Raw genomic sequence first — 3311 nt, forward strand, 5'->3', positions numbered from 1 at the left:
CACAATAAAGTTGAGAAATTCTAAAAAATTACAATAAAGTTAAGAAATAATCATAAAGTGCTAAAACAAAGAAGATCTGGTACATTGCCGGGTCTTTTTTGTCTTCATATGATATTTTCTGTAATTAATCTAAATTTATTCATCGAAGAAGGAAGGTGGAGGGAGAAAACTCTTTCAAGTTGGACAGAACAATTATATACTTTTCAAGTAGAAGATCGATGACAACCTCAGATTGTCTAGAAAGGGTGTGAATGATGAAGACTGCTTTTAAAATGGTCCTTATCTGCTTATTGTTTTTTTCAACTAATAACTTAACTTTTTTCATTCCAACGGTTAAAGCGGCGAATGAACCGTCAAGAATGCTTGGCAAATTATCTACGTTTGGTGATAATGGTTCTGATACTTTCAACTCCGTCACTGTAACGGGTGATGATCATGTGGCGGTAGGTTATTCGGACTCAACAGAAGGGGAATTATTGGGTCTTAATAAAGGTTACCGAGATGCCATCATCGTGAAATATGGTCCGAATGGGAACATCAAGTGGACGAAAACATTTGGCGGTAGTAATGGTGATGCATTCAATGGTGTCACAACATCGGGAGATAGTTCGGTAGCGGTTGGCTATTCCACTTCGCATGATGGTGATTTAGAACTACAAGATGGATATCATAACGCAATCATCGTGAAATATGACCGCGACGGGAATGTAGAGTGGAAAAAAGAAATAGAAGGGGATAATAATGTATTTTCTTTCAACTCTGTCACGACAACAAGTGATGGTTATGTAGCGGTAGGTGAATCAAATAATGATGCAGTGATCGTGAAATTTGATACAAGTGGGAACCAAATTTGGCTAAAAAAATTTGGTGGTAGTCAATCTGATACTTACCGCTCTGTTATCGCAACAAACGATAGCTATGTCGTGGTAGGTGAAACAAGATCAGAAGATGGTGATGTAATTGGTCTTACCAAAGGCGGTCAAAATGCGTTCATTGTGGAATACGACTTGAACGGGAACGTCGTATGGAAAAAAGCATATGATAGTCGGTATTCTTCTGCTTACAATGCCATAACAGCAACAGATGATGGTGTTATCGTAGCAGGAATGGTTTGGAATGATGCGTTGATCGTGAAATATGATATGGCCGGAAACGTTGTGTGGAAAAAAACATTCGGTGGAAGTGGAGTGGATGGTTTTAACGCCGTCACAACATCAACTGATGGCTTTCTAGCAGTAGGCGCTTCTTTCTCAAATGACCTAGATTTAGATCATCTGAACCATGAAGGAGAAGATGCATTGATGGTCCAATATGATCGTGATGGGAATGTAGTGTGGAAAAAAACCATCGGTGGCACGACTTATGATGTGTTCAATGACGTAACAGCAAATGAACAAGGAGTTCTAGCGGTCGGTTCTGCTTCTTATAAAGATTATGCCATCATACTCGACCTTCGCCCGTTGAATCAAATCCAACAAATAACACTCGATTACAGTGCGAGTTTCCGATTTGTCACCATCAATCCGGCAGATGCAAGTGAAACCTTTAATTGGACCAGTTCGGATACCTCGATCATCCCACTTTATTATGGTGGGGTAGTAGGTGTGACAGATAATGGTTCCGCGGTATTAGAAGGAACATCCACAAAAAATAATGAAGATAAGATTAGAATTCCGATACAAGTGAATGAGTATGTAAAAGTGACGATTTCTCCGGAGGAAACACTATATTTGACAACCGGAACAAGTTCGAAGCTAACAACACTCGTTACGCCAGTTGACGCTACCAATCAGCATATCAACTGGACGTCTAGCGACCCTTCAATTGCAACCGTCGATTCAAATGGGAATGTAACAGCTATTCGTAGAGGGAAGGTTGCGGTGACAGCAACATCAGAAGTTGGTGGGTACAAAGCAAAAGTACTCGTTATCGTATCTCTTCCGTATCACAAAGTGAGTTTCAATAGCAATGGGGGTACGTTCGTTTCAGACAGGTATTATGAAGAAGGGAGTCTCATTGACCGACTAGAGATACCGCTGCCGACGAAGGCCGGATATGTATTTGGTGGATGGTATAAGGATGAAAACCTTACAAATCCATGGTACGAAACGAGTGACCGAGTTGAATCAGATACGACACTATATGCGAAGTGGAACATTCGATCGTACAGAGTGGATTTTTATCCTACCAACGGAAGTCAAACGAATACAATCTTTGTTTACGAAAACAAACTTATACCGGAACCAACAACACCAAAACGAACAGGCTATACATTTGGTGGGTGGTACAAAGAGGACGGGAAAACACAGTGGCATTTTTCAACTGATAAAATCACGACCGGTACCATGTTGTTTGCGAAATGGACGTTGAATTCATATACAGTAAATTTTAACAGCATGGGTGGAAGTGCTGTGAGTGCAATAACAGCAAACCACAATACCACTGTCACAACACCACTAGCACCAAAACGAACAGGCTATACTTTTGTGGGGTGGACCAAAGATTCGAGTGGAAAAACGCCTTGGATTTTCGTAAGTGACAAAGTGACATCGAACACAACATTGTATGCAAAATGGCGTATTAATCAATACACGGTGAATTTTAATAGTAATGGTGGAAGTAAAGTTAGCGCGAAAACAACGAATTACAATACCACTGTCACAGCGCCAACCGTACCCAAACGAACAGGATATACATTTGGTGGTTGGTACAAAGAGTCAAGCTTAAAAACACCGTGGCGTTTTTCAAGTGATAAAGTCACGAAAAATACAACGCTTTATGCGAAATGGACTGTCACCCCACCAGCTACACCAAAAAGCATCACAGTGACCAAATCCAGTTTAACCAGTCTCAAAATCACTTGGAGTAAGGCGTCAGGTGCTTCAGGATACGAACTCTATCGAGCAACCAAAAGTAGTGGCTCCTATACGCTAATTAAATCAACAACATCTGTTCAAGTGACGAACTCGAATTTAAAAAGAGGGTCTACGTATTACTACAAGGTGAGGGCTTACAAATTAGTGGGAACGAAAAAAGTATATAGTGGGTGGTCAGTCATCCGCTCTGCGAAACTGTAAGTATCACCGAAAGTTGTCATTTCAAAAAAGGGAAAAGTTTTGTTTTGGATAATAAATATAATAATAAAATGACAGTTTTATTGAAATGTTACAAATCAAAAAGGAAACAAAAGCTACACTGAAGAGCCTATGCACAATACAAATATGTATTGGATATAGGCTTTTTAAATTTTATCGAATTAGTAACTGATAAAATTTCAGAATAATCAGATTTAATTTTTCTCAACTTTATTG

At 39.5% G+C, this 3311-nt stretch carries 1 protein-coding gene; it reads left to right on the forward strand.

Going from position 1 to position 3311, the window contains the following annotated elements; all coding sequences use genetic code 11:
- Positions 1–1007: 1007 nt before the first annotated feature.
- On the forward strand, positions 1008–3077 hold the full coding sequence (locus CN514_RS23215; RefSeq protein WP_176526045.1) for an InlB B-repeat-containing protein: 2070 nt from the start codon (positions 1008–1010) through the stop codon (positions 3075–3077).
- The last annotated feature ends 234 nt before the right edge of the window (positions 3078–3311 follow it).

Origin of the sequence: Bacillus sp. AFS001701 (genome assembly GCF_002559405.1) — a bacterium.
Lineage (GTDB): Bacteria > Bacillota > Bacilli > Bacillales > Bacillaceae_G > Gottfriedia.